This is a genomic window from Thermobacillus xylanilyticus (assembly GCF_907165215.1).
Classification (GTDB): Bacteria; Bacillota; Bacilli; order Paenibacillales; family Paenibacillaceae; genus Thermobacillus; species Thermobacillus xylanilyticus.
In genome coordinates this window covers 46,238-65,868 of the sequence record NZ_CAJRAY010000002.1, presented here as the reverse complement: position 1 = coordinate 65,868, position 19,631 = coordinate 46,238, and the positions used below count along the sequence as shown (strand labels likewise).

Here is a 19,631-nt window from a genome sequence, read left to right as displayed (position 1 = left end):
GGAAAGCCCGTCTGTCACCGAATGGGGCAGACGGGCTTAAGCATGTCCGGGGAGTCCCGCGGCTTCCCGGCCTCAACGGCGCCGGTCCTTCGGCAGCAGGAACGCCAGCAGCCCGATCAGCGGCAGATAGCTGACCGCGTCGATGACCGGGATCGGGTTCTCGCCGATCGCGCTCATCCATTCGCCGAGGACGACGGCGCCGAGCGCTCCCATGCCGAACGCGAGGCCGACGATCAGGCCGGACGCCATGCCGACGTTGCGCGGCATGAGTTCCTGCGCGTAGACGACGCTGACGGAGAATCCGGACATCATGATGAAGCCGAGCACCGTGACGACCGGGAAAATCGCCTCAAGCGGCAGATACGGCAGCGCCAGCGCGAACGGAGCCGAGCCGACGATCGAGAAGATGATCATATTTTTGCGGCCGAACCGGTCGCCCCAGATGCCGCCGAAGAACGTGCCCGCCACGCCGGCCCCCAGATAGAGGAACAGGGCGAGCTGGGCGGTCTGCTTCGACACCCCGAATTTGTCTTCCAGATAGAACGGGTAGAAATTGTTGATGCCCGCGGCGTACCACGAACGCGCGAACACGATCAGGACGAGCAGCGTCAGCGCGAAGGCGACCGTGCGGCCGGACAGGCCGTCGTGCAAGGTCTGGCCGTCCGCCGCCTTGCCCTTGCGCTTCACCGGCACCCCGTATGCGGCGAGCTGCGTGCGATACCACGGCACGACGTACAGCGCGACGGCGATGGCCGCGGCGGCGAGCAGCATCCCCCAGGCCGCGCCGCGCTGGCCGAGCGGAATGAAGATCGCGATCGTCATGAGCGGCGCCAGCATGGAACCGGCGTTGCCGCCCATCTGATAGATCGATTGGGCGAAACTTCGCCGCTCGCCCGCGGCGAAATAGACAACCCGCGAACCTTCCGGGTGAAAGACCGCCGAACCGATGCCGATGAAGACGGTTGCCAGAAGCAAGGTCCAGTAATTCGGCGCGAACGCCAGCCCGGCGATGCCGAGCAGGCTCATCCCCATGCCGACCGGCAGCATGCCGGGCGTCGGATGCCGGTCGGAATACAGGCCGACCACGGGCTGCATGACGGATGAGGTCATATTGAGGGCAAAGCTGAGCCACCCGATCTGCGACAACGTCAGCGCCAGCGAATCGCGCAGCACCGGGAACAACGCCGTCACGACCGTCTGCATCGAGTCGTTGAGCATATGGATTGCGCTGACGGCGAACAGGATCGAATAGACCGTCGCGGTCTGCACGGCCACGCGGGTTTGAACGGCTGTGTTCAATGAAATGCGTCTCCTTCCGGGTCCAAAAGTGCGTTAGACCAAGTGTAGGCCTGGCGTAAACACGCGTCAAACGGCGGAAAAGGCGAAATACGCGGAAATAACCCCGTCCCGGACCGTGTCGGCGCGCCGGAGGCTGTCATCTGCCGCCGCGGGCGGTTTTCAGGCGGCGGAACTTCCGGAATGAACCAAAAAAGCCTCCCGCCCGACGGATGGACGGAAGGCTTCTTCCCGCGCGGCGCTTACGGCTGAAGCGTTTCCAGCAGCAGCCGCAGCCGCTGCTCGTGCGCGCGCGGAATGTATTCATGGCCGAAGTAGCGGAACACGGAGATCGATTTTTCGCAGTTCAGATGGTTGTACGCCGCGAACACCGTCGACGGCGGCGTGATCGTGTCGACGAGGCCGATCGACACCCATGTCCGGCACTTGACGCGCGGCGCCAGGTTCATGACGTCGAAGTAGGACAGCGTCCGCTTCGCCCGCGCTTCGATCTCCGGATCGCCGTTGCGGCGGAAAAATTCGTTCAACTCCAGGTACGGACCGCTCGGCGTAATGTCGATCGCCCGCTCGAAATGCGCCAGATACGGATAATCCGCGGCCGCGACGACCGGAATGTCCGACAGCGCCGCAGCGGCCAGCGTCAATGCGCCGCCCTGGCTGCCGCCGCTCACGCCGATGCGCGTGCGGTCCACCTGATCGAGCGATGCGAGCACTTCAAGCGCCCGGACCGCGTCCATGTAGACGCCGCGGTAGTAATATTCATCCTCGGACAGAATGCCTTTCGACATCCATCCCGCTTGGGCGCCGTGGCTGTAGACGGTGTTGTCGGCGCTTTCGCCCTGCTGACCGCGGCACAGCATGAGGAACGCCGCATAGCCGTGGAGCGCCCAATTCACCGTGTCGTGAATCTGGCCTTCCATCGCCCAGTTGTAGCCGTGGTACAGCATCAGCCCCGGGAACGGACCTTCGCCTTCGGGCAGCGCCAGCCAGCCTTGAATGGTCGCGCCGCGAAAGCCCGAATAGACGACCTTGAACAGACGCACGCCCCGCGCCGGGTAATCATGCGGCGTCAGTTCATACGACAGCGGCGTTTCCGCCAGTTCGCGGAGCGTCCGATCCCAGAACGCGTCGAAATCGGGCTGCCGCGTAAGCGGGGGCTTGTACTTCTCCAGCTCGCTTAAAGGAAGATCGTAAGGTTGAGCCACGTCGAGCATCTCCTCTCCAGACGGTGGGTTCGGGTTCAGTGTAAAACAAGGCCCCTTGCCTGGCAAGGGGCCTTGTGATCATCGGTTTTACAGCCCGATCCAGTCCGCGAACGACTGGACGGTGATCCGTCCCGGCGCAGCGGGCGCGAACGCCCGTCCGGCTGCGCCACGGCCGAGAAACTCGACCGTGACCGGAATGCCCGGGATGAGGTCGAACCAGTTGTCGCTGAAGACGCCTTCCGCTTCGGGAAGCAGCGCGACCTGCTTCGCAAGCGTGTCCGTCTCGAGCGTGAACGCCGTTCCGTTCGAACCCGCCACTTCCCGGATCGTCACTTTCGCCTTCGACAATTGGATGTCCTTGGCCGGGACGAAGTAGTGCAGCTTGCTGTCGAGCACTTGACCGTCCGCCGCAAGATCGGCTTTCAGCACCGTGCGCTTCGGATCCGCCCCTTCGAGCAGACCGTCGACGGTAGACGACCAGACGACCGCGGTGGCGTTCGCCTCCACCTTCGCCGGCACGCTGAACTGCTTGAGCAGCTTGCCGTCGAAATCATACAGCGCCGCGTACAGCGTGCCGTCGATCGGCTGCAGGACATCGGAGATGATGTGAATGTCCACTTCGCCTTCCTTCGTGCCGTCGATCGACACCATGATGTCCTTCATGCTCTTCTTCGCGTAGTACTGGATCGCTTTCCAGCGGCCGTAATAGTCCATCGACGCCCACGACGCCACCGGCCAGCAGTCGTCCATCTGCCAGTACAGCGTGCCCATGCAGAACGGCTTGCGCCGGCGGTGCGCCTCGATCGCGAACTTCATCGCTTCGCCCTGCAGCACCTGGCTGACGGACAGGAACGAGACGAAATCCTTCGGCTCGGGCAGATACATGCTCTGATATTGCTTGATCAGCTTGTTGCCGGACGGATGCCGCTGGTGGCTGAGCATGACGTCGGAGAGCAGTTCCATCTCGTGATCCTGCGCATACGAGCGGACGGTGCGCTCTTCCGGGAACGACTGGAATCCGTATTCGCTCATGAACCGGCCGAGGTTGAACGTGTAGCGCTCGAACGGCTCCACTTCATGCCAGACGCCCCAGTAGTGGATATCGCCGGACGTCGTCCGCTTGCCGGCATGCTGGTTCGCGTCGCGCGTCAGTCCCTGCATCGGCGAAGACGGCCAGTAGTCCGCCTCCGGCGCCAGCCGGCCGACGACTTCCGGAAGCAGCTCGTGAAAAATCGCCTCGTAATCCGCCCACAGCTTCTCCCGGAGCTCCGGCGAATACTCCTTCTTCCAGCCCCAGCCCGCGTCCTCGATGTAGTGCGACCAGGCGGTGTCGATCTCGTTGTTGCCGCACCAGAGCGCGATGCACGGATGATTGCGCAGCCGCTTCACATTCTGCTCCGCTTCGGCGCGCACGTTCGCCAGGAACGCTTCGTCGCCCGGGTACAGGCTGCACGCGAACATGAAGTCCTGCCAGACGAGAATGCCGTACTCGTCGCACAGCTCGTAGAACGTGTCGTCCTCGTAGATGCCGCCGCCCCAGACGCGCAGCATGTTCATGTTCGAGAGCGCGGCCGACGCAATCTCATGTTCGTAACGCTCCCGCGTCACTCTGGTGACAAAGCTGTCGAGCGGGATATGGTTCGCGCCTTTGGCAAACACCTTGACCCCGTTCAGTTCAAAATAGAACGACGTGCCCCATTCGTCCTTCTCGCGCACGAGACGGATCGAGCGGAGGCCGGTCCGAACCTGCCGCGCCGCCGCCTGCCGGCCGGATGCCAGCAGCTCCGCGCGGAACGTGTACAGGTGCTGGGCCCCGAGCCCGCGGCTCCACCACAGCTTCGGGCGCTCGATCGCCGCATCCAGCTCGATCGTCTGCGTACCGGGCGCAAGCGCCACTTCCCGCTCCCAGACGCGCCCGTCCGCCGACAGCCGGAGCGTGCCGCTCCATGCGCTCTCGGCTTCGACTTCGACGACGGCGGTCAGCTTCGCTTCGGCCGCCGTTACGCTGCGCTGGCGGATGAACAGGTCGGCGATGCGCACGCCGGACCAGGCTTCGAGCCGAACCTCGCGCCAGATGCCGCTCGTCACGAACCGCGGCCCCCAGTCCCAGCCGTAATGGTACGGCGCCTTGCGCGCAAAGACGCTCACTTTCTTGTCGCCGAGGCCGCCGTTCTCCGACTGGTCGTTCACCGCCGGCAAGGCGTAGCCCAGCTTCTCGAGCTTCGGCAGGTCTTCGTTGATCGGCGAGCGGAAACGAATGTGCAGCTTGTTGCCCGCGGCCTTGAGCAGCCGCTTCACTTCGACGCGCCACGTGCGGAACATGTTGTCCGCGGACAGCACGTGCTCGCCGTTCAGCGTCACATCGGCATAGGTGTCGAGACCGTCGAATACGAGGTCGATCCTGGACTCGCCGAGCACCTCGGCCGACACGTCAAACGTCGTCTCATACTCCCAGTCCTGCTTGTCGATCCATTGCAGATCGCGCTCATTCGTCCCGTGGAACGGGTCCGGAATCTTGCCGTTTGCGAGCAGATCGGTGTGGACGCAGCCCGGCACGACGGCCGGCAGCCACTCCTGGCCGCCGACGCCCCGGAACTGCCAGTTGCTTGTCAATCGTTGAACCGCGTTCATAACGTCCTCCCGGCAGATCAGATTCTGCTGATTTTCACACACATTATACATAAGTTTGTTCAATAGGTAAATTGAATATCCGGTGATTTTTGTTCATTTTGTTCAATTATGCGTGGAAATTTTTAATTATTACTGGTGTGTTTCCGACGTCTGTGCTATAATTTTAACAAAATGAACAAAATGATCATTCCTGTTGACCATACCTTCCGCGGAAGACTGGCAGGTGAATTTGCACCCCCATGAAACGAAAAGCGACCACCAACGACATCGCGCGGATGCTCGGATTGTCGCGCACGACGGTGTCGAAGGCGCTGAACGGCCATCCGACCGTGCCGCCCGCCACGCGGCAACGGGTGCTCGATATGGCCGCGCAGCTTCACTATAAGCATTACCGGCCGGCCGACCAGGCAAACCGTGCGGAGCTGCGCGATGCGGCCGGCGCCGCCATGCGCACGATCGCCTGTCTGATCCGGTCGAGCCTCGCCCGTTCGGGCAGCAAGGGCTACTGGGTGGATGTGCTGCAGGGCATCGAAGAATCGACGCGGCGCCGCGGCTGGAACATGGTGCTGCATTTTGTCCACCAGGAAGATCTGGATTCGCTGCGCCTGCCCCGCTCGCTCACGGAGGCGCATGTGGACGGGGTCATCATGGCCGGCATCACCCGACTGGCCTACGCGCGGGCCGTCGCCGAGCTCGGCTTGCCGGCCGTGCTGATCGACCACGACAGCGCGGCGCGGGCCGAAGACGCCCTCTTCGATACGGTGCTGATGGAGAGCGAGCAGAGCGTCTGCGATCTGACCGCGCGGCTCATCGCGCTGGGACACCGCCGCATCGGCTTCATCGGCGACATCGCCGACTGCCTGTCGTTCAGGGAACGATGGAACGGCTTCCGGCGGGCGATGATGGACGCCGGGCTCCCCGTCGATCCTTCCTGCTGCGTCGTGGCGCCGAAGCCGGGCCACTATTACGACGGCGCGGAGATCGCCGAGGCGCTCGCCGCCATGCCGGCTCTGCCGACCGCCTTCGTCTGTGCGAACGATGTCGTCGCCGTCCGGACGATCCAGACGCTGGGGCGGATGGGACTCACCGTCCCGGAAGACCTGTCCGTCACCGGCTTCGACGCCATCGAGACGGACACCGACCCGCTGCCGGACGGCCTGCAGCTCATGTCCGTCCGGATCGACGCGGTGCGCGTCGGCTCCCGCGCGTTCGAACAGCTCGCCCTGCGGATGGCGCAGCCGGATCGGCCCATCGAGCATATCCGGCTGGCCACCGTGCCGGTGGCGGGAACGTCGGCCGCGCCGCCAAAGGCTTGACGCCGCCGCCGCAAGCGCCGAACGGCCGGCCGGGTATGACACCCGACCGGCCGTCCTTATGCTCGTTCAAGGCTCTGCAAAGTATGTCAGCACGAATACGAGCGGCGCATTGTAGTCGATCGCGTACTCGTTCGTCGCCCATGATCCGGGCGAATCCAGGTAAGCCTTCGCCGGCGGCGGCGACTCGCGCTCCAGCATTTTGTCCAGCTCCGGATCGCCGCCGAATTTGTTCGGCCCGCCGACGAGCAGCCCCGGAATGTACGTGCCCGTTCCCGTAATCATCCGGCTGTGGGGATAGTCCGGCATTTCCGTCCCCGAACCGGTCAAATACGTCGTGCCGAGCGCGTTGCGCCCCAGCGTGTAATGCAACTGGTCGAGCGCGCCGTGCACATAGGCTTCCTTCGGCTCGAGCTCATGCGCAAGCAGGAGCAGCTCGGCCTTCGCCATGCCGTTCTTGGCGGACGCCCACGTGTACTCGTTCGGCGACAGCGCGTAACGGTAGCCGTCCCGCTCGATCCGGCCGACGATGTCGTCCGCCGCCTTCACCAGCTTCTGCCTGAGCGACGCCTTGACGGCCGGATCTCCCGCTTCCGCCGTCGCGTAGGCGAACTGTCCGAGCGCCAGCGTCGAGCCCCAGCCGATGATGACCGGCTCGCGCTGAAGCTGATGAGACAGCTTCTCGCCGATGTACGCCGCGTACCGCGCATCGCCGGTCGTCTTCAGCAGCTCGGCCGCCGCCCAGAACCGGTCGTCCTGGTCGCCGTTCTTGTCGTAGCCGCCCGAACCGTTGTCCTGGCGCTCGCTCTTCAGGACGATCGGCTCCGGATGCGCTTCGAGGAAGCGCCAGGCCCGCTCGGCCGCTTCGAGCAGCCTTCCGGCGTATTCGGCATCGAACGGCTCGTAGACGCGCGCCGCCAACGCCATGGCGCCGGCGAACATGCCGGTGCCGTAGGTCGTCATGCCGAAGACGTACCGCGGCTGCGTGTCGTCCTCCGGCCGGATCATGCCCGGCCACGCCAAGCCCGACACCTTGTGGTATACGGCGCCGTCGGGCCGCTGCATCTTGAGCAGCCAGTCCAGCTCAACCTTCACTTCCGCCAGCGCGTCGGGCAGCCCCGGCACATCGCTCGCGAACCCGTCAGGGAACTTGAGCTGCCCGGCGGTGAACTTCTCCGGGTACAGTTCGTATGCGAGCAGCAATTGGGCGGCCGTCACCGCGCCCGGCGTCACGTACTTGCCGTAGTCGCCGGCATCGTACCATCCGCCGCTGACGTCGACCGGCGTGCCCGCGGGCGCGTGCGGATGGTCGATGTCGAGCCGCGCTTCGGCATCCTGCAGATGTCCGGCTTCGTGCTTCAGCCCGGTAATCGGGTCGTCGATCGCCAGCCCTGCGCGGCCGAGCGTATAGGAGCGGAGCGCGTCGAAGAACGGCGCGTAATAGACGTTCCGGGCGATGCGGAACTTCCGCGACGCCCCCGCTCCGGGCACGACGACCGCATATTCGCCTTCTTCCCGCAGGGAGCTGAAATCCAGATGCCTCACCCGTTCGCCCGAATTCGCGTCGATCTCGGCCCGGCCGACCTCACCTTCGAAGACGACCGCCTGCGTCTCCGCGTCAACGACCTGGAACCGTTCGGCCTCGGCCTCGCCTTCGAGCACCGCCACCTTGGGCGCGTCGGGCAGATAGCCGACCTGATTGACCTTGATATCCTCGCCGTCGTAGACGAGCTCCCCGGCATTCAACGTTCCTTCGCCCTCCTCTCCGCCCGCCGCATCGCCGGCATCCGATCCGCTGCCCGCGGGACCGGCCGCCTCCGCATGCTCCGGCGAGCGCTCCGCATCGTTCCCGCCGTCCGCGCATCCGGCCGCAAGTCCGAACACCAACATCAGGCTCAAGATCCATCCCGCCGTCCTGCCCATCCTGCTCATCCCGTGTGCTCCCCCCTGTATCCTTTTCATGCTCCAAAATGCGGCACAAACAACCCCCGCTCGCATTTCCCGCCGAATTTCGGACCATGCCGTTGGGCTTATTTTCCTCTCATACTCCCGTCCCGTCCGGTCGCCGCCGGCTTTCGTTCGTTATTGCGACCGTCCTATCCGTTGCCGAAGAAACACGCCCGAAACATGCGAATATCGGACTATCCGCAGCCAAAATCCAGCGAATGTTTTACTATTTTGCATCCGGATACGAAACGTATCTGGCAAGTTTTTCAACGCTTATGGCAAATTGAGCTATGCTAAGATTGTCTTGCCGCGGCAAAATCATCCTGACGGAGGTTCGCCATGAGAAGGAACCTGCTGGTTGCGGCGCTTGCCGCATGCATCGCGCTGGCTTCGATGCCGCTCGCGGTTTTTGCCCGTACATACGCGGAGCAAGTCCATGTCATCGACACCGTCAATTTCCGCACCCTTCCCTCCACATCCGGAGAACGGATCCGCTATCTCCGCAAAGGCGAAGTGCTGGATCTGATCGAGCGGACGAACGCCTACTGGCTCAAGGTCCGCGATGCGTCCGGCACGGTCGGGTATGTCTCCTCCCTGGACAAATATGTGGAGATCAGGACTGCCGCCGTGACGACCGATCCGAACGGCGAAGTGATCTACGGCGTCAATCTGCGCACCGGTCCGTCCACCGATTCGGACGTCATCCGGATGCTGAAGAAGGGAGAGCCGGTCTGGATTCTCGAGCAGGTCAACAAGTACTGGTACCGTGTCGCCGACCGGGACCAAGTCATCGGCTACGCCAGCACGAACCCGAAATATATCCGCACATCGTTCGTGCCGCCGGTCGATACGCCTGAGGACCCGGGTCCCGCCCTGCCGGACGAGCCTTCCGTTCCGGCCGATCCCGATGAGACGGACAAAGACCTGATCGATCAGCCGGAAGAACCGGCATACAAGTTCGAGCCGAACGCGGTGATCGTCAGCACGGTCACGTTCCGGAAAGGCCCGGGCACGTCTGCGGAACGCATCCGCTATATGTATGCGGGCGAGAAATTGACCGTCGTGAACAAACACAACGATTACTGGTATTACGTGCAAGACGCAGGCGGCGTCTACGGCTATGTCAGCACGAGCGCCAAATATATCTCGACCAGCTATGTCGAGCCCTACAAGAAGCTGGACCGCGCCGTTGCAGCCGAACAGGCCATCAACGCAGGTCTCAAATACCTCGGTACGCCGTACGAATTCGGCTCGAGCCGCAGCGACACGAGCACGTTCGACTGCTCCGACTTCGTCCGCCAGGCATACCTGGACGGCATCGGCCTCCGATTGCCCGGCGACTCCCGCAGCCAGGGCGCTTACGTGAAGGAGGTCGGCAAGACGAAGGACGACTGGCGGGCCTTGAGCCGAGGCGACCTGATGTTCTTCATGTCCTACCAGGGAAGCAAGGCAGCCGACTACGCGAACGTCGACAAAACCAATGCCCGCATCACCCATGTCGGCATCTACCTCGGCGACGGCCAAGTGCTGCACACCTATTCCGAGAAATCCGGCGGCGTCCGGGTCGACAGCATCGCGGGCACCCATTGGGAGTACCGCTTCCTGTTCGGCGGGTTCGTCTACTGACCGCGAGCCTTCATAATTTCATTATATCTGCCCCCATGCTCCCGGTAGATAACAAAAACATCAGATTCATAACAAAACGTGAAACGGCCGGCCCCCGCGAAGGGGGCCGGCCGTTGGCGATTGCCGAATGGCTTGCAACATTTTCGCCGTCAGACTTTGTAGGCCTTCATCGCTTTGATGAGCTCCTTGATGGACGGACGCTTGCCGTACATCAGCACGCCGGTGCGGTAGATTTTCGCCGACAGCCAGCCGAGCACCAGAATCGACGCGAGAAGGAGGCCCAGCGACAGCAGCACTTCCCACAGGGCGGGGTCGGCCAATCCGATCCGCAGGAACATGACGAACGGCGTGAAGAACGGAATGAACGACGTCACTTCCACGAAGCTCGACTGCGGCTGCTGAATGCCGAAAATGCCGATGTAGAATGCCGCAAGCGACAGCATCGTCAACGGCACGACCGCCTGACCGAGCTCCTCCGTCCGGCTCACGATCGAACCGACCGCGGCGTACAGCGTCGAATAGAGGAAGTACCCCAGCAGATAGAAGATGACGGCAAAGACGAGCAGCATCGGGTCCACGCTGGAAAGATTGAGGTCCAGCTCCTTGAGCATCTCCTGGTTGTGGGGCAGCATGACGTTGATGACGACGACCGCGGCATAGATGCCGATTTGCAGCAGCCCGACCAGAAACATGCCGAAGATTTTGCCGAACATCTGGGTCAGCGGCGCCACGCTCGTCACGAGAATTTCCATGACGCGCGAGCTTTTCTCGGCGGTGATCTCCGTCGCGATCAGCTGGCCGGTAATCATGATGCCCATGAACAGCACGATGATGAGCGCATAGACCAGACCGAACGCCAGCGCCTGTTCCTCCACCGTCTTGCCTTGATCCCCGATCGAGCCCGCGCCTTCAGCCGTGGTGATCTGCACCGTCTCGACGCGAACCGGCTCCGCCAGCGCCGTGCGCTGTTCTTCCGTCAGATTCGCGTCCGACAGAATGATGTCGGCCTTGATCGCCTGCAGCGCGCCCGACAGGGAAGACGTCCTGCCCGTGTCCATCAGTTTCTCCGACTTGTAGGTGACGGCCGGGAACGTCCGTCCTTCCGTTTCAAAGTCGAGGTAGCCCTTGATTTCCTTGTTCTTGACCCGCTCCTTCATCGCGGCGTCGTTCGCTTCGGCCGAACCGGCGTCCGGGTAGCCGACCAGTTCGATATCCGGCTTCTCCTGGCTGCCGTAATAAGCCTGCAGTCTTTCCGTCACGGCGGGTGCTTCATTTTCCACGAAGCCGATGCGGTCCGGCTCGTCGTTTTTCGCGAATTTCGAAATGATGTAAGGCAGATTGACCGCGATGCACAGAAGGAGCGAAATGATGATCGTCGTGACGATGAAGCTTTTCGTCCTCAGCTTGTTGCGCATGCTGAAGGACATGACCGTCCAAAGATTATTCAATGTTCTCACCCACCGATCGGATAAAGATTTCGTTCAGCGTCGGCTCCATCAGCTCGAACCGCACGACATCTCCCTGTTGCCGCGCGTGATCGAGAATCGCCTGCGCGGCATCGGGCCGGTCGATCAGCACCTCGTAGCCCGATTCCAGCTTCGCGGCGCTCCGGACGCCCGCAATCGTCTCCAGGCCTTCGATGGCCCGGTCGTCTTCCAGCCGCACGATCACCCGTTCGCGCGGGAACTGCTTCTTGATCTCGCGGAGGCTGCCCTGCAGCACGACGTTCGACCGGTGCAAAATCGTAATGTTGCGGCACAACTCTTCCACATGCTCCATCCGGTGCGTCGAGAACAGAATCGTCTTGCCCTTGTCGCGCAGTTCTTTCACCGCCGCCTTGAGCAGTTCGACGTTGACCGGGTCGAGGCCGCTGAACGCCTCATCCAGTACGAGAATGGACGGATCGTGAATGACGGCGGAAATGAACTGGATCTTCTGCTGGTTGCCCTTGGACAACTCTTCGACTTTCTTGTCGTAATACTCCGGCACGTTGAACCGTTCGAGCCATTCCTTGAGCCGCCGGTCCGCCTCCTTCGCGGACACGCCGCGGAGCCTCGCCAGATAGATCACCTGGTCGCTGACTTTCACTTTCGGATAGAGGCCGCGTTCTTCCGGCAGATAGCCGAGGTCCCGCAATTGCTCGCGGCTGTACGGCTTGCCGTGATACAGGATGCTGCCGCTGTCCGGCATGATCAGCCCGAGCACCATCCGCATCGTCGTCGTCTTGCCGGCGCCGTTCGCACCGAGCAGACCGTAGATTTCGCCCGCTTCGGCCTTGAAGCTGATGCCGTTCACGGCCGTCTTGTCCCCGAATTGCTTTACGATTCGTTCGACTTGCAACGTACTCATTGCACGACTCCTTTCATTCCATACTGCCTCTGCCGCTTCTCCCGTTCCACCAATACGGCGAGAATATCGTCAAGTTCCATCGACTTCCGCCCGGCCGGCACGAGCTCCCTGGCAGCGATCCAGGCGTCGGCTTCCCTCGCCGAACTCGTCACCGCGCGGACGACCCCGCCGGCATCCTCCAGCCCGGCCAGCCCCGGCATTTCGGACAGCACGGCGCGCCATTTCTCATAGCCGCCCGGGAAGTAGAACTGGTGCCACCCGGTGAGCAGCTCGTCTTTCTCATACATGCCGAGCACTTTGCCGTTTACCATGAACACGATGAAATCGGCCAGCCGTTTCACTTCTTCCACGACATGCGAAGCGATCAGAATCGTGCGGTCCCCGGATTCCATATAGCGATGCAGCAGCTCGATCATCGTCCGCCATGCGAGCGGGTCGAGTCCGGAGGAAGGCTCGTCGAGCAGCAGCAGGTCCGGGTGATGGGAGAGCGTGAGCGCAAGATCGAATTTTCGCCGCATGCCCTTTGACATTTTGCCGAGCCTGATCGAATGATCCACCTCGAACAGCCGCAGCAGCTCCCGGTAATGGTTGACGTCCCAGTCGGGATACCAATGTTTGTAGAACTCCGCCTTGTCCATGCCCCGGATGACATTGTCGTGGCGGTAAGGCTCTTCGGGGAGGTAGCCGACGCGCTTCAGCAGCTCGATCGACTTGCCGTTCCCGATCGTCCGGCCGAGCACTTCGATGCCGCCTTCGTCCGGTTTCGTCAGATCGAGCATGAGCCGAAACGTCGTGCTCTTGCCGGAGCCGTTCGGTCCGACGATCGCCGTGACAAAGCCCGCGGGCACCTCCAGATGAATCGGTCCGAGTTGAAAATGCGGCTGTCTCAGCCTCACGCCCGTCATGCGCACCGCCGTTCCGCCTTGTCCGTTCATCCCTCATCCTCCTTCCCGCACTCTCCATATCCTTCTTCCCCCGGCGGGGAACGATTCGCCCTCGCCTCATGCAGCACGGTCTCGAACAATTCCCGCAGCTCGTCGTCGCTGCACTGCACCCGCAGCCCCGCGGCCACCGCTTCGCGCATGGCCGTCGTCACCGCATCCAGCCGATGCCGGCGGCGCTCCTCCGGGTTGACCTTCGCGACGAACGTTCCCGTACCCTGACGGGTAACGAGCAGTCCTTCCGCTTCGAGATCCTGATAGACGCGCCGGATCGTGATGACGCTGCATTTCAGATGCTGCGCCATCTCCCGGATGGACGGCAACATCGTGCCTTCGCTCAGCTGGCCGCTCACGATGAGCGCCCGAAGCTGAACTTCGATCTGATGGTACAGCGGTTCGGCACTGTATTCGTTCAGTTGGATGGACATCCACATCCGGCTCACCGCCCCTCAAGTCCAGAAGCTTCGCCTGCTGATGCGGCGATGCAGCAGCGCGACGAGTCCGGCGACTCCCACTGCCGCGGCCGCCAGCGACAGCGCGGCGGTCTCCCAGCTTCGGTCGGCAGCCGCCGCCAGGCTCATCACGATTGCGCTTCTGCCGCTCAGCGCCAGGGTCAGCGTAATCAGAGCGATGACGGACACATAGACGAAGCACAGGAAGAAGTAGACGCGTCCGGGAAAGCCGAGCTCCAAGTACACGAACACGGCGGCCGCAAAGAGGCTGTAACCGAGCCAGATCAAGGCGTAGATGACAAATTCAGCCGGATCGAGCCGTGCGCGCAGTTCTTCAAGGACCGCGTACTGAATGCCGAAGAACAAGATCCAGTTCACAAGCAGCACGAGGATGAGCAGCAGCATCCGGCCCGCGATGATCTGGCTGACGCCGATCGGCATCGTGTGCCATTCCGCCAGCTTTCGGGAATATGTGTCCTCTTTCCGGTAACGGAACATGGTCTGGTTCATCAGAAACCCGAAGAGCGGCAGCATGCAGAAATAACCGAGATCAATATTCCATTCCATCCGGAATTCCTCATCGTTGACCAGGTGGCCGTACAGCATCACGCTGGTGAAAAACGAAGTGTACGCAAGCAAGAGCAGCGTGATCAGATAGCCGCGCCAGGATATGCGGAATTCGTATTTTGCAATCCGCCATGCATCTTGCCACATGCCGTCTGTCCAGCCTCCTTTGCTTCTGCCGTTTATACTGTGTATATCCTTATACACACTATACACGCAAAGCACACTTAACGTCAATCCCTTTTTCGAACTTTTTCCACCCGGCACATGTAAAATAAGCCCTGCCAACCGGAAATACGGTTGACAGGGCTTTGCGGTAGCAATGGTCAGGAACGGTTCCCCCGGCTTCCGGCCGGAGCCGCGGCGGACACGCCTTCTTCCGCGTCGCGCTCTTTCCGGAACCATTGGTAGAACACATAGGCCAGAATCGAGCCGTACATCACTTCCTGCACGAGCTTCATGATGATCCCGCCGGACTGCTGATCTTCGAACGGACCGAGCATGGTGAAGGCCGACGGGCCGTCAACCAGCGCGAGCAGCGCCTCGCCGCTGCCGCTGACGCAGTATCCCATGGCGTTCGCCCAAATGGCCGGATCCGTATATACCCGGTAGAGCGGCTCGCCGGCGAAAATGATCAGCGCGCACGCCGGTGTGAGCAAGAGGCCGTTCGCGAAGATGTAGCCCATTTTGCGCAGATCGGTAAGCCGGTTCCATTCGGGCACCGGACTCGTCACATGCCACCACATGAGGAACGCCGCGATCAGCAGGACGGCATAGTAGACGGCATGCACCGTGTAATGCGTCATGATGTAGTCGTGCACGACCGGGACGTGATAGAACGAGAACAGACCGTTGAAGAGCAGCAGTGTGAAAATCGGATTCGCGGCCCATCTGAACCTGCGCCAGAAGACGGCGCCGAACAGCTTGCGCCATACAAACGCCGGCGTGCCGAGCAGGATGAGCGGCGGCACGATCAGATAGGACAGCGACATATTGATCATGTGGAACATGAAATTCAGATGGCCGAGCAGTTCCAGCGGTCCGCCCTGCGCGAGATAGAAGAGCGCAAATCCGCACAGCGCAAGCATCCGCCGCGATGCGGGCACCGCCGGCTCATCGGGCAGATGCTTCTCCCGCCACGGGCCGATCCAGTACAGATAACCGATTGCGGCGAGGGCCACCCCGAAAAAGAAGAACGGGCTCCACAACTCTTCGAAGGTGAAATAAGACAGGTCCGGCAACATCGGAAATCCGCACCTCCATTTCCGGTTCTAAAGAAAAGAAGAGGCGATCCGCCAAGACGCGCCTCTTCTCCATTGCCGCATTACCACCATGCCCAGTAGACGGCCATGATGATCATCGTGAACACGATGATGACTCCGCTCAAGATCCCGATGATCGGGAACAGATGCCCGCGGTCTTTCATGTGCATCCAGAAAGCCATCTGAATGAACACCTGTACGCCCGCCATCAGCACCAGCATAACGTAAACGAAATTGACACTCACTTCGCCCGTAATGACGGTCGCAAACGCGAGAATCGTCAAGACCAGCGAGAAAATGTAGGCGATGATATGCTTTTTCGGGCCTTCATGCTTGACGCGCTTCTTCGGCTGCTCGACGGCAGTTGCATGTTCGGCTGTCATTTGCTCATCCCACCTTACCCATCAGATAGACGACGGTAAAGATGAATACCCACACGACGTCAATGAAGTGCCAGTACAGACCGGCGATGTAAATCTTCGGCGCGGTGACGACGGTGAGTCCGCGTCTCAGCACTTGCCAGATCAGCAGCGAGATCCAGAGAATGCCGAATGCAACGTGACCGCCGTGGAACCCGACCAGCGTATAGAACGAGGTGCTGAAGGCACTGGCCGCGAAGGTATGGCCTTCATGCGCATATTCGACGAACTCGTAAATCTCGAGGCCGAGGAACGCGAGGCCGAACAGAACCGTTACGAGCAGCCAGCCCACCATGGCCTTCGGCTCGTTGCGATGCATCGCCTGGATGGCGAAGACGCTCGTCAAGCTCGAGGTGAGCAGGATCAGCGTCGCGATGGCGACGATCGTCAGGGAGAACAGTTCGTTGGCCGTCGGGCCGCCGTTCACCTGATCGCGCAGGGCGATGAATACCGAGAACAGCGTACCGAACAGGACCGTTTCACCGCCAAGGAAGAGCCAGAAGCCGAGCACCTTGTTGCGGCCTTCAAGCGTCGCCTTCTCCGGTTCGTGAGGCAGAACGCCGTCTGCATGCGAGTGTCCGCTCATGCTTTAAACCCCCTTGGCCTGAATTTCTTCCGGTTCGATATGGTAACCATGGTCTTCAATGACCGAACGCAGGAACATGCAACCCAGCGTGATGGCGAGTCCGATACCGGCTACGACATACTGGTGGAAAATGAAGCCGAAGCCGGAGATGAACAAGCCAACCGACATGAAGAACGGCAGGATCGACGGAGACGGCATATGGATCGGACCGAGCGGCTCGGCCGGCTGCATCTCCTTGTTGCCCTCCCGCTTTTCCTTCCAGTATGCGTCATACCCGCGGATAAGCGGCAGCTGCGCGAAGTTGTACTCCGGAGCCGGCGATGCGATCGCCCATTCCAGCGTCCGCCCGTCTTCCCACGGGTCGTTCGTCGCGTGTTTCGGCTTCGCCGACGTGACGAAGACGTTGATCACGAAGCAGATGACCCCGATGCCCATCAGCATCGCGCCGATCGTGCTGATCAGGTTCATCTCGTTGAAGCCGAGACCGTCCAGATACGTGAAGATCCGGCGCGGCATGCCGAGCAGCCCGAGGAAGTGCTGGATCAGGAACGTCATATGGAAGCCGATGATGAAGAACCAGAACGTCGTCTTGCCGAGCGTCTCATTGAGCTTGCGCCCGAAAATCTTCGGCCACCAGTAGTGCACCCCTGCGAACAGGCCGGACACCAGACCGCCGACAATCGTATAGTGGAAGTGCGCGACGACGAAGTACGAGTCATGGTATTGATAGTCCGCCGGCGCTGCCGCCAGCATGACCCCGGTGACACCGCCCATGACGAAGGTCGGGATGAACCCGATGGCGAACAGCATCGGTGCCGTGAACTTGATCGAGCCGCCCCACAGCGTGAACAGCCAGTTGAACACCTTGATGCCCGTCGGAACGGCGATCAGCATCGTCGCGATCGAGAACAGCGCGTTCGCGACCGGACCGAGGCCCGACGTGAACATGTGGTGCGCCCAGACCATGAAGCCAAGGAAGCCGATCAGGACCGTGGCGAACACCATCGAGCTGTAACCGAACAGCCGCTTGCGCGAGAACGTCGTGACAACTTCCGAGATGATGCCGAAGGCCGGCAGGATCAGAATATAAACTTCAGGATGTCCGAAAATCCAGAAGATATGCTCCCAGAGCATGATGTTGCCGCCCGCGCTCGGGTCGAAGAAATTGCCTTCGAAGATCCGGTCGAACATCAGCGCGACCAGACCGACCGTCAGCGCCGGGAAGGCGAGCAGAATGAGCATGGACGTCACGAACGATGCCCAGGTGAACATCGGCATCCGCATGAAGCTCATGCCCGGTGCGCGCATGTTGATGATCGTCACCAGGAAGTTGATGCCGCCGAGCAGCGTACCGATACCGGAAATCTGCAGACCGAGCACATAGTAGTCCACGCCCGGGCCGTCGCTGAATGTCGTGCTCGCCAGCGGAACGTAAGACGTCCAGCCGGCGTCCGGCGCACCGCCGAGGAACCAGCTGACATTCAGCAGCACGCCGCCGAAGAAGAACGTCCAGAAGCCGAGCGCGTTCAGGAACGGGAACGCCACGTCCCGCGCCCCGATCTGGAGCGGCACGATGCAGTTCATTAGTCCGAAGATGACCGGCATAACCGCCAGGAAGATCATCGTCGTGCCGTGCATCGTAATCAGTTGGTTGAATGTATCGGGACTGACAAAATCATTGAGTGGTTTCCACAATTGAATCCGGATCAAGACAGCTTCCAGACCGCCGATCAGGAAGAAGAAACCTCCGGCCAGAAGATACAGGATGCCGATCTTCTTGTGGTCAACGGTGGTCAGCCAGTCCATGATGCCGGTATAGCGCTTCACCGCGTGCGAACCGTGAGCCAAGGGTAGAACCTCCTTTGAATCCCCGCTGTATTATTGCCTTTCTTCCTTGTCGGAAGTGGCGTCGTTGTTCTTCAGTTCCTCGGACTCGTAGTTGAGCTTGTAATCCGCGAGATAGCGGGAAATGCCTTCAAGCTCTTCCTGCGTCAGTTCCACCTTAGGCATCGCGTTGCCGGGCTTGATTTTTTGCGGATCTTCGAGCCATCTGTAAATGTTCTCATATACGGAACCTTCATTCCAATATTGCGGGTTGTCCGTGTTGACCAGAATGCCCGCAACCGTCTCGCGGTCGCCGATGCCCGTCAGGTTCGGGTATACCGGGCCGCCGAGCTCGCCTACCGCGTGGCAGGAGAGACATTTCTTCTGGAACGCGTCCGCAATGGCCGGATCTTCAGGCAGCACCGCAGGCGCCTTCATTGCCGCGAGCCAGTTCGCGTACGATTCATCATCCACGACCTTCACCTTGAAGTCCATCAAGGCGTGGGAAGGACCGCACAGCTCGGCGCATTTGCCGAGGAAGATACCCGTCTTGTCCGGCGTATCGAAGAACATGCGGTTCACGTTGCCGGCGGGGTTCGTGTCGATCTTGCCCGCCAGCGCGGGAATCCAGAACGAGTGCAGCACGTCTGCCGTCTTCGCTTCGATGACGATCCGGCTGTCCACCGGCACGACCAGCTCCTGCGCGGTCACGATGCCTTCTTCCGGATACTCGAATTCCCACCAATATTGGTGCGCGGTCACTTTGACGATAACCGCGTTCTCGTCCTTGCTGTGATCCTGCGCCTGCGCGAATACCGTCTGCACGGTCGGAACGCCGAGAATGACAAGCAGAATCAGCGGAATGACCGTCCATACGATTTCCAATTTATGATTCCCCTCGACCTGGACGGGGATACCGTCATTCCCCGGACGGCGGCGGAAACGGAACAGCACGTAGATCGCGATCAAGAACACGACGACGACGACCAGCGTCATGATCGAGATCGAAATCTTCATGAGATCAAGCTGCTCTTTGGCCACTGCACCTTGCGGATTCAGCGCCGACAGATCCGCGCGTCCGCATGCCGACAGGAGCAGCGCGGCTCCCGCAAGCAGAGTCGTCAGGCGCAGCCACTTAAGCCACCGTTTCTTCATACACAAATCAACCCCGCTTCTTCCGTATTCACAGTTGCCTGTCTTGGCGCGGCTGGCGGCA

16 protein-coding genes are annotated in these 19,631 nt (G+C 61.3%); 2 read left to right on the top strand and 14 right to left on the bottom strand.

All coding sequences use genetic code 11. The features are described 5' to 3' along the window. Nucleotides 1–72: 72 nt before the first annotated feature. The 3 genes from KJQ12_RS00770 to KJQ12_RS00760 all read right to left on the bottom strand — a co-directional run bounded on the left by KJQ12_RS00770 (nucleotide 73) and on the right by KJQ12_RS00760 (nucleotide 5,132). A complete protein-coding gene (locus tag KJQ12_RS00770) occupies nucleotides 73–1,299 on the bottom strand; it encodes an MFS transporter (protein ID WP_213483076.1) in 1,227 nt (408 codons plus the stop codon). Between the two features lie 239 nt (nucleotides 1,300–1,538). Next, nucleotides 1,539–2,510, bottom strand: a complete 972-nt coding sequence (locus KJQ12_RS00765; RefSeq protein WP_213483075.1) for an acetylxylan esterase — start codon at nucleotides 2,508–2,510, stop codon at nucleotides 1,539–1,541. A gap of 78 nt (nucleotides 2,511–2,588) precedes the next feature. Further along, nucleotides 2,589–5,132, bottom strand: a complete 2,544-nt coding sequence (locus KJQ12_RS00760) for a beta-mannosidase (protein WP_213483074.1) — start codon at nucleotides 5,130–5,132, stop codon at nucleotides 2,589–2,591. 239 nt (nucleotides 5,133–5,371) lie between these two features. Here KJQ12_RS00760 and KJQ12_RS00755 point away from each other — a divergent pair, with 239 nt between their 5' ends. After that, nucleotides 5,372–6,448 carry a LacI family DNA-binding transcriptional regulator gene (locus KJQ12_RS00755; protein WP_213483073.1) on the top strand — a complete coding sequence of 359 codons (1,077 nt, stop codon included), beginning with the start codon at nucleotides 5,372–5,374 and terminating at the stop codon, nucleotides 6,446–6,448. A 66-nt stretch (nucleotides 6,449–6,514) separates the two neighbouring features. Here the strand turns inward: KJQ12_RS00755 and KJQ12_RS00750 are convergent, their stop codons facing one another. After that, nucleotides 6,515–8,377, bottom strand: a complete 1,863-nt coding sequence (locus KJQ12_RS00750) for a glycoside hydrolase family 9 protein (RefSeq protein WP_213483072.1) — start codon at nucleotides 8,375–8,377, stop codon at nucleotides 6,515–6,517. Between the two features lie 354 nt (nucleotides 8,378–8,731). Between KJQ12_RS00750 and KJQ12_RS00745 the strand changes: the two genes are divergently transcribed. Beyond that, on the top strand, nucleotides 8,732–10,018 hold the full coding sequence (locus KJQ12_RS00745; protein WP_213483071.1) for a C40 family peptidase: 1,287 nt from the start codon (nucleotides 8,732–8,734) through the stop codon (nucleotides 10,016–10,018). A 149-nt stretch (nucleotides 10,019–10,167) separates the two neighbouring features. Here KJQ12_RS00745 and KJQ12_RS00740 read toward each other — a convergent pair whose 3' ends face one another. The 10 genes from KJQ12_RS00740 to coxB all read right to left on the bottom strand — a co-directional run bounded on the left by KJQ12_RS00740 (nucleotide 10,168) and on the right by coxB (nucleotide 19,570). After that, nucleotides 10,168–11,466 (bottom strand): ABC transporter permease, encoded by a 1,299-nt coding sequence (locus KJQ12_RS00740; RefSeq protein ID WP_213483070.1) that lies wholly within the window; start codon nucleotides 11,464–11,466, stop codon nucleotides 10,168–10,170. Then, complete coding sequence (locus KJQ12_RS00735) at nucleotides 11,459–12,367, bottom strand: ABC transporter ATP-binding protein (RefSeq protein WP_213483069.1); 909 nt, start codon at nucleotides 12,365–12,367, stop codon at nucleotides 11,459–11,461. The genes KJQ12_RS00740 and KJQ12_RS00735 overlap by 8 nt, the downstream gene beginning before the upstream one ends. Continuing rightward, nucleotides 12,364–13,302 (bottom strand): ABC transporter ATP-binding protein, encoded by a 939-nt coding sequence (locus tag KJQ12_RS00730; RefSeq protein WP_213483068.1) that lies wholly within the window; start codon nucleotides 13,300–13,302, stop codon nucleotides 12,364–12,366. Before KJQ12_RS00730 ends, KJQ12_RS00735 begins: the two co-directional genes overlap by 4 nt. Next, nucleotides 13,299–13,742, bottom strand: a complete 444-nt coding sequence (locus KJQ12_RS00725; RefSeq protein WP_213483067.1) for a GntR family transcriptional regulator — start codon at nucleotides 13,740–13,742, stop codon at nucleotides 13,299–13,301. The genes KJQ12_RS00730 and KJQ12_RS00725 overlap by 4 nt, the downstream gene beginning before the upstream one ends. Nucleotides 13,743–13,757: 15 nt before the next feature. After that, nucleotides 13,758–14,474, bottom strand: coding sequence for a hypothetical protein (locus tag KJQ12_RS00720; RefSeq protein ID WP_213483066.1), 717 nt, complete (start codon nucleotides 14,472–14,474; stop codon nucleotides 13,758–13,760). A 176-nt stretch (nucleotides 14,475–14,650) separates the two neighbouring features. Continuing rightward, nucleotides 14,651–15,568: a cytochrome c oxidase assembly factor CtaG gene (gene ctaG / locus KJQ12_RS00715; protein ID WP_213483065.1), complete on the bottom strand. Its 918-nt coding sequence runs from the start codon at nucleotides 15,566–15,568 to the stop codon at nucleotides 14,651–14,653. An 80-nt stretch (nucleotides 15,569–15,648) separates the two neighbouring features. Then, nucleotides 15,649–15,969, bottom strand: a complete 321-nt coding sequence (locus tag KJQ12_RS00710; RefSeq protein WP_213483064.1) for a cytochrome C oxidase subunit IV family protein — start codon at nucleotides 15,967–15,969, stop codon at nucleotides 15,649–15,651. Between the two features lie 4 nt (nucleotides 15,970–15,973). Further along, on the bottom strand, nucleotides 15,974–16,591 hold the full coding sequence (locus KJQ12_RS00705) for a cytochrome (ubi)quinol oxidase subunit III (RefSeq protein WP_015253520.1): 618 nt from the start codon (nucleotides 16,589–16,591) through the stop codon (nucleotides 15,974–15,976). A 3-nt stretch (nucleotides 16,592–16,594) separates the two neighbouring features. Further along, nucleotides 16,595–18,439: a cytochrome c oxidase subunit I gene (gene ctaD, locus KJQ12_RS00700; RefSeq protein WP_483368470.1), complete on the bottom strand. Its 1,845-nt coding sequence runs from the start codon at nucleotides 18,437–18,439 to the stop codon at nucleotides 16,595–16,597. A gap of 30 nt (nucleotides 18,440–18,469) precedes the next feature. Continuing rightward, nucleotides 18,470–19,570 carry a cytochrome c oxidase subunit II gene (coxB, locus tag KJQ12_RS00695; protein ID WP_213483063.1) on the bottom strand — a complete coding sequence of 367 codons (1,101 nt, stop codon included), beginning with the start codon at nucleotides 19,568–19,570 and terminating at the stop codon, nucleotides 18,470–18,472. Nucleotides 19,571–19,631 lie beyond the last annotated feature (61 nt).

What these genes read in the sequence shown, in the direction of transcription:
- KJQ12_RS00710 (WP_213483064.1), bottom strand. Translation starts at nt 15,969, where the DNA reads ATGACAGCCGAACATGCAACTGCCGTCGAGCAGCCGAAGAAGCGCGTC.
- KJQ12_RS00720 (WP_213483066.1), bottom strand. Translation starts at nt 14,474, where the DNA reads ATGTGGCAAGATGCATGGCGGATTGCAAAATACGAATTCCGCATATCC.
- KJQ12_RS00725 (WP_213483067.1), bottom strand. Translation starts at nt 13,742, where the DNA reads ATGTGGATGTCCATCCAACTGAACGAATACAGTGCCGAACCGCTGTAC.
- KJQ12_RS00705 (WP_015253520.1), bottom strand. Translation starts at nt 16,591, where the DNA reads ATGAGCGGACACTCGCATGCAGACGGCGTTCTGCCTCACGAACCGGAG.
- KJQ12_RS00755 (WP_213483073.1), top strand. Translation starts at nt 5,372, where the DNA reads ATGAAACGAAAAGCGACCACCAACGACATCGCGCGGATGCTCGGATTG.
- KJQ12_RS00750 (WP_213483072.1), bottom strand. Translation starts at nt 8,377, where the DNA reads ATGAGCAGGATGGGCAGGACGGCGGGATGGATCTTGAGCCTGATGTTG.
- KJQ12_RS00765 (WP_213483075.1), bottom strand. Translation starts at nt 2,510, where the DNA reads ATGCTCGACGTGGCTCAACCTTACGATCTTCCTTTAAGCGAGCTGGAG.
- KJQ12_RS00735 (WP_213483069.1), bottom strand. Translation starts at nt 12,367, where the DNA reads ATGAGTACGTTGCAAGTCGAACGAATCGTAAAGCAATTCGGGGACAAG.
- KJQ12_RS00745 (WP_213483071.1), top strand. Translation starts at nt 8,732, where the DNA reads ATGAGAAGGAACCTGCTGGTTGCGGCGCTTGCCGCATGCATCGCGCTG.
- coxB (WP_213483063.1), bottom strand. Translation starts at nt 19,570, where the DNA reads ATGAAGAAACGGTGGCTTAAGTGGCTGCGCCTGACGACTCTGCTTGCG.
- KJQ12_RS00730 (WP_213483068.1), bottom strand. Translation starts at nt 13,302, where the DNA reads ATGAACGGACAAGGCGGAACGGCGGTGCGCATGACGGGCGTGAGGCTG.
- KJQ12_RS00760 (WP_213483074.1), bottom strand. Translation starts at nt 5,132, where the DNA reads ATGAACGCGGTTCAACGATTGACAAGCAACTGGCAGTTCCGGGGCGTC.
- ctaG (WP_213483065.1), bottom strand. Translation starts at nt 15,568, where the DNA reads ATGTTGCCGGACCTGTCTTATTTCACCTTCGAAGAGTTGTGGAGCCCG.